Genomic DNA, 6,401 nt, shown 5'->3' on the forward strand with positions numbered 1-6,401 from the left:
TCCTGCCCACCGGCCTGCCATTCGGCTCACCCGAAGAAGCCCTCGACTGTGCCTGCGGCCTCTACCTCAACGACCCCACCGCCTGGACCACACCACCCTCCACGAACTAACGCGGAGCAGCACTAGGTGTTCTGCCCGGGGAGGTTGCGGACGGGTGATGCAGGTCTCGGCTGAGGCGTCTTGAACGGGTGAGGGCCTTCCGGGTTCGGTGTGGATTGCGACATCTCCACCGAACGACAGAAGGCCCTCATGCCCCACCGTAATGCACCCCTGACCGAGGCCGGACAGCTGCGGCTGGCCCGCTTTGGCCGCGGCCGGGATCGCGCACAAGCGAACCCGGCCCGTGCTGCCGATGATGCCCGGGGTTCCCGAGCGGGCGACCCACGACCACGTCCGCGCCGGCACCACCACCCTGTTCGCCGCCCTCGAGGTCGCCACCGGCACAGTGATCGGCTCCCTGCACCGCAGACATCGGGCTGAGGAGTTCAAGAAGTTCCTCATCGAGCTCGACAAACAGGTGCCCGCCGACCTGGATGTCCACCTCATCCGCGACAACTACGCCACCCCCGCGATCAAGAAGTGGCTGCCGGTTCACCCCCGGTTCCATCTGCACTTCACACCGACCGGCCCGTCCTGGCTGAACCTCGTCGAGCGATGGTTCGCCGAACTGGCCAACAAGCAGATACGGCTTCACAGGTCCGTCCAAGCCCTGGAGATAGACATTCGCAACTGCGCCGCATGGAACACCGACCCGAAGCCCTACCTCTGGACGAAGACCGCAGACGAGATCCTCGAACGCCTCGCCAGTTAATTGCCGACCCAGAACACTGGGCGACGAACTCGTAGGTGCCGCCGCCGCAGGTCGGACGGCTCAGTTCAGCGTTTCCGCCCACTCCACGACAACCTTCGTGAACAGCTCAGGATCGAACTGGTGCATCATGTGGAGCGCCGTCGGGTGGTCCTGGTAGTCGCATCGCTGGCCGGCGGACTCGATCAGCTGCTTGGCTCTCATCGCCTGAGCAGCCGAGAGCGCCCCGGGGCCCAGGACGCCGGTCTCCGGATCCTCGTGGCGCTGGTGATGAGTGATCAGTACGGGGGTCTTCACCTGCTTCAGCATGGTGTCGTGCGGGCAGTTCACGGCCACGGTGCCGTCGTAGAAGGAGCGCGCCCACTCGGGGTCGTACTCCTTCATGGCCTGCGTGGGCTGCGAGGGGTCAGGGAACAGCATCGCCGAGGTGATCGCGGACGGGGAGTCGTCGATCGCCTTCATGAGGCCCGCCCAGTCACCGACCGACCACTGGTCGCCGAGGTGCCGGTTCCACATTTGGAACATGGTGCCAACCTCGTGCTGTCTAACGCCGTGGCCGAACGCGGGGACCAGCTCGGAGGCGAACAGCGGAGCGTCCTCGCAGATCGCACCGCGGATCTGGCCCGGCATGGAGTACGCCGACAGCCAGGCCGCCATCACGCCACCCGAGGAACAGCCGGAGACGATGACCGGGCGGCCGACGACGAGTGCGATGAACCTGACGAGGTCGCTGCCGAAGTTGTCGAGGCTGTATCGCCGCGGGGTCCAGGTGCTGCGACCCTGGCCCCTCATATCGACGGCGAAGACGTGGAAGCTCTCAGCGAGCATCCCGATCGACGGCTCGTAGCTCCACCACGACCCCGTCTGCTCCGGAAGGAGAAGCAGAGCCGGGTTCTCAGGAGAGCCTGCCTCCACATAGTTCATGGTGATCTCCCCGAGATCGACCTGCTTCTCGGGAAAGGCGTGCGGGACGAACACGTTGCGCTCCGCAGGGTTTCCGACCATCAGTCTCTCCTTCTCTTGCCAGGCTCGGGGTTGTCGGCGTCTTCGGCGTCCCAGCGCTTGGCCAGCGCGACGTAGGACGCGATCACGTCGGGGCGATCGATCGCGCCCTCGCTCAGCACGTCCTCGGCGCGAGCGCCTTGCAGGATGCGCTTGATCGGAACCTCGAGTTTCTTGCCGGTCTTGGTGTGCGGGACCGCCTCGACCACATGGAACTCGTCGGGCACGTGGCGCGGTGATCCCTCTGTGCGTAGCTTCTGCCGGAGTCGGCCGATCTCCGCTTCGTCGATGACTTGTCCAGCGTGCGGCACGAGGAACATCGGCATCCGGTAGCTGCCGTTCGGGCGCTCGACTCCGATCACCATCGCCTCCGCGACACCGCCCGAACCTTCGATGATCTGGTAGAGATCAGCCGACCCGATGCGCACGCCGTTGCGATTGAGGGTCGAGTCGGACCTTCCGTGCACCACGAGCGAACCCCGACTCGTGTGCGTCACCCAGTCACCGTGGCGCCAGACGCCCGGAAACGTCTCGAAGTACGCGGCTCTGTACTTGGACCCGTCCGGGTCGTTCCAGAACCTGACAGGCATGCTCGGCATCGGAAGCGTGACCACCAGCTCGCCCACTTCGTCGCGGACCGGTGCCCCGTTCTCGTCGAAGGCCTCCACCGCCGTGCCGAGCACCGGGCCGGGGATCTCACCGGGGACGACCGGGAGCGGAGGTGCCCCGCTGACGAACGCGCCGACCACGTCCGTGCCACCGCTGCTTGAGATCAACGGCACCGACGGCGAGACCGCATCGGCTACCCACTGGTAGAGCGAGGCGGGTGCCGGCGCTCCGCTGACCATGATCTGTTCGAGCTGGGGGAACTCGTGGTGCTCGTTCGGCTTCAGTCCTTGGGACGCGCACCCCAGGAGGTGGCCCGGGCTGGTGCCGAACACGGTGACGCGCTCATCGGCGACGATCTGCCACAGTCGATCGGCCGTCGGGAAGAACGGGCCACCTTCATAGGTGACCGCCGTGACCCCGGACAGCAAGGTGGAGACGACGCTGTTCCACAGCATCCAGTTCGTCGTGGTGTACCAGAAGAACGTGTCACCCGGACCTATGTCCACCTGCAGGGCCGACGCCGCGAGGCTCATCGCGACCACACCGGCGTGACCGTGCACGATCCCTTTCGGGATTCCTGTCGTACCGGATGAGAAGAGCACCCACAGCGGATGGTCCGCGGCCACCTGCGCGGTGACGAGTTGCTCTGCCGAGTCGGGGGAGCAGACGTCGTCCCAGCGCTCGTGCCGTACCGAACCGTACGCGGCATGCTCGACATCGAGTCCGGCGCGGGGAACGGTGACGACCGCGCGGACGCCGAGCCGGCCGACGAGGGCGAAGACCTCCTCTCGGCGATCCCTGACCTTGCCGTCGAAACTGTACGCCGTGGCGGCCACCAGTACCGTCGGCTCGAGCTGCTGCAGGCGATCGGCGGCTGCCGAGACTCCATAGTCGGGGGCGCACCCCGCCCACGTCGCGCCGAGCGAGGCCGCAGCGAGGAAGGCGATGACGGATTCCTGCCCGTTCGGGAGGTATCCGACGACCCGGTCCCCCTGCTCGACGCCCATGGAGCGCAGTGCCGAGGCGAAGCTGGCGACGGCCGACCGCAGCTGGGGCCAACTCAGCTCGCTGCGCCCGCCGTCCTCGGCGATCGAGACCAACGCCGCACCGGGTCGGTCGGCGAACCGCATCACCTGGTCGACGTAGTTGAGGCGAGCTCCCTCGAACCACGTGGCTCCCGGCATGGTGCGGCGGGCAAGGACCGACCGGTACGGCGCCGATGCGACGACGCCGAACTGGTCCCAGACCTCGGCCCAGAACTGCTCCGGCTCGGTGATCGACCACTCGTGCAGCTGCCAGTAGTCGTCCAGGACGATGCCGTACCGCTGCGCGGCACGAGCGGCGAACTCGGCGAGCCTGCTCCCTTGGGCCAGGGGGGCCTCAGCCAGTCCGTCGGCGGAGAAGAGTTCGCTCATGAGGTGTGCGCACCGGCCATCAGCTCGGCCAGGTCGTCGGGAGCGAGGAAGGACGGCGGTGGCGGCGGACCCCACTCGTACATCGCCCGCACACCCTCCCACACCTCTGGTTTCCACAACGCGTCGTCGACGATGCAGTCGATGTCGGAGCTGTACTCGGAGAAGTTGCCGGCAGGATCCTTGAGGTACCAGAAGAAGTTCGAGCCGACGGTGTGCCGGCCAAGCCCCCAGACGTGGCGCGCGGGTTCCGCGGCGAGCATGTTGCGGGCTCCGCGGCCGATCTCGTCGACATCGTCGACGATCCACGAGGTGTGGTGGAGGAACGACACCGGCGCCCGCTGGATGAGCACGTTGTGATGGTCGGACGAGCAGCGGATGAAGGCGGCAACGTCGGAGACGAGGTCGCTCACCTTGAATCCGATGCCCTCGATGAAGAAGCGCTCCGACGCCTCGTAGTCGGTCGAGCCCAGCACGACGTGGCCGAGCTTGCGCGGCTTGACCGGGCCCTCTCGCGTGACGCCGTCGGCCCGCTCGTTGGTGCGTACGGTCCGGCCGGGCGCGTTGTAGCTCGGCTCCCGGGCGGGCCGGGACTCGATACGGGGAGCGATCGAGACATTGACCTTCACGCCGGTGCCGAGGTCGACGGCCGTGATGGCGACATCGGTCCGCTCGTAGGTGAGGCTGAGCCGCCGCAGGCTGCTGGCGACGCGGTCGAGGTCGTCGGGCTCGTCGACGCCGACTCCCAGTTCGAGCAGCCGCCGCAGGTCCGTGCGCTTGAGGGTGAGCTGCTCGCCACCATCCTGGGTGCCGAAGCGTGCGATCTGGTTGCTGCCCTCCGATGCGGTGGGCGTCAACCCGAATTCGGTGTAGTACGCTGCCGTCGTTATGACGTCGGGCACACCCATGGTGATCCCGGTCAGTCGGTGCAGTGCCATTGCAGTCCCTGCCCTTGCTCGGTTACTGCGCCTTGACGCACACGTGACGCATCGTGCCGATGCCCTCGATGGTAGTCTCGACGACGTCACCCTCCCTGAGGAACCACGGTGGCTTGCGGGCACCACCCACACCCGATGGCGTGCCTGTGAAGATCACGTCGCCCGGGGAGAGTTCCAGCACGAACGACAGGTGCGAGATCAGCGTCGAAACCGGGAAGATCAACTGATCGGTCGAGCCGGATTGCACGGTCTCGCCGTTGACGGTGCAGGTGATGGAAAGCCGGTCGGGGTCCGGCAGTTCGTCCGGAGTGACCAGCCACGGGCCCTGCGGGGCGAAGCCGACGAAGGACTTGCCGAGCGAGAACTGCGGCGCAGGCCCTGTCAGCTGGAAGGTGCGCTCGGAGAAGTCCTGCCCGACGGTAAGCCCGGCGACGTGCGACCAGGCGTCCTCGGCCGCGACGTAGCGCGTCGGCTTGCCGATCACGACGACTAGCTCGGCCTCCCAGTCGACCGTCTCCCCCGCCAGAGCGAGGTCCCCTGCCGGCCCGGCGAAGCTGCCGAGGAACTTGGTGAACACGGTCGGCTTCTCGGGGTAGGTGAGGCCTGACTCGTCGGCGTGATCACGGTAGTTCAGTCCGATCGCGAAAACCTGCCGGGGGTCGGGCGAAGGCGCCTCGAGCTCGCTGAACTCGTACCGGTCGCCCGCGACGAAGTCGACGGTGGCGGCTCCGTACCAGCTAACCAGTTCCTCCCAGGCGTCGAAGACCTGCCGAGGGTCAGGCCCGAATGCCCCCTCGCTCGCCTTCGCGAGGTCGACCACGGTGGCGGAGTCGGGCGACACCAGAACCGTTCGCCCTGCCCTCGTCGCGATGCGCATCGTGTGGCTCACCTTCCGTTCTGTAGTACGCTCACACAACCAAGCTAGATTCGAGATGTCAATAGTATTTCGCAATTTTGCCCCACCGGCCGTTCGCCCAACATTTGTCGACACCACCGGCTATAGTTCGGTGACATGGCTCGAACTGGATCCGCGACGACCACGCGCTCCAACGAGGTGCTGCAGCGACTCCGCTCGGACATCCTCAACGGACGTCTTGCCCCCGCGTCGAAGCTCGGCTTCGCCGAGCTGGGCGCACGCTACAACGTCAGCAGCGGAGTGCTTCGTGAGGTGTTGCCCCGGCTCGTCGAGCAGGGTCTGGCGACCTCCGAGGCACAGCTCGGGTTCCGCGTCGTGGATGTTTCCGTGCACAATCTCACCCAGCTCACCGAAGCGCGTGTCGCCATCGAAACCTTCGTGATCCGCGAGGCCGTCGCACGCGGCGCCATCACGTGGGAGTCGGAAGTCGTCGCCAAGCACCACGCGCTCGAGCGGATCGGCCGCGCGAGCACCGGCGTCGAGATCAGCGAGGACTGGCTCGTCGCGCACGAGGCGTTCCATCTCGCGATCCTCGCCGGCTGCGGGAACCGCTACCTCTACGAAGCGGCTGCACGCCTCCGGTCGATCTCGGAGGTCTACCGCTGCTGGTCGACTCCTGAGAGTCACCGGACGCATCGCGACATCGAGGCCGAGCACCGCGCGATCATGGAGGCCACCGTCGGCCGCGACGCCGACCTCGCGGTCAGTCTCAGCGA

The 6,401-nt window shown here is 66.8% G+C and carries 5 protein-coding genes and 1 pseudogene; 2 read left to right on the forward strand and 4 right to left on the reverse strand.

All coding sequences use genetic code 11. The features are described from left to right. Window positions 1–322 precede the first annotated feature (322 nt). Window positions 323–811: pseudogene (locus F7R91_RS41490) on the forward strand (transposase); the annotation flags it as partial. A 60-nt stretch (window positions 812–871) separates the two neighbouring features. On the opposite strand, the gene F7R91_RS41495 reads toward F7R91_RS41490, so the two are convergent. From F7R91_RS41495 to F7R91_RS41510, 4 genes are read right to left on the reverse strand one after another with little or no spacing between them, the layout of a single operon-like run. Then, window positions 872–1,813, reverse strand: coding sequence for an alpha/beta fold hydrolase (locus tag F7R91_RS41495; protein ID WP_150959024.1), 942 nt, complete (start codon window positions 1,811–1,813; stop codon window positions 872–874). After that, the gene (locus F7R91_RS41500; protein ID WP_150959026.1) at window positions 1,813–3,834 is read right to left on the reverse strand and encodes an acetoacetate--CoA ligase; all 2,022 of its coding nucleotides are present in this window, start codon (window positions 3,832–3,834) and stop codon (window positions 1,813–1,815) included. Before F7R91_RS41500 ends, F7R91_RS41495 begins: the two co-directional genes overlap by 1 nt. Next, window positions 3,831–4,769: a VOC family protein gene (locus F7R91_RS41505; RefSeq protein ID WP_150959028.1), complete on the reverse strand. Its 939-nt coding sequence runs from the start codon at window positions 4,767–4,769 to the stop codon at window positions 3,831–3,833. The genes F7R91_RS41500 and F7R91_RS41505 overlap by 4 nt, the downstream gene beginning before the upstream one ends. A gap of 22 nt (window positions 4,770–4,791) precedes the next feature. Next, the gene (locus tag F7R91_RS41510) at window positions 4,792–5,646 is read right to left on the reverse strand and encodes a fumarylacetoacetate hydrolase family protein (protein WP_150959029.1); all 855 of its coding nucleotides are present in this window, start codon (window positions 5,644–5,646) and stop codon (window positions 4,792–4,794) included. A gap of 135 nt (window positions 5,647–5,781) precedes the next feature. Here F7R91_RS41510 and F7R91_RS41515 point away from each other — a divergent pair. Next, the coding region (locus F7R91_RS41515) for an FCD domain-containing protein (RefSeq protein WP_150959031.1) at window positions 5,782–6,401 on the forward strand (620 nt) is incomplete at its 3' end.

Origin of the sequence: Streptomyces luteolifulvus (genome assembly GCF_008806595.1) — a bacterium.
In the GTDB taxonomy this organism is placed as follows: Bacteria; Actinomycetota; Actinomycetes; order Streptomycetales; family Streptomycetaceae; genus Streptomyces; species Streptomyces luteolifulvus.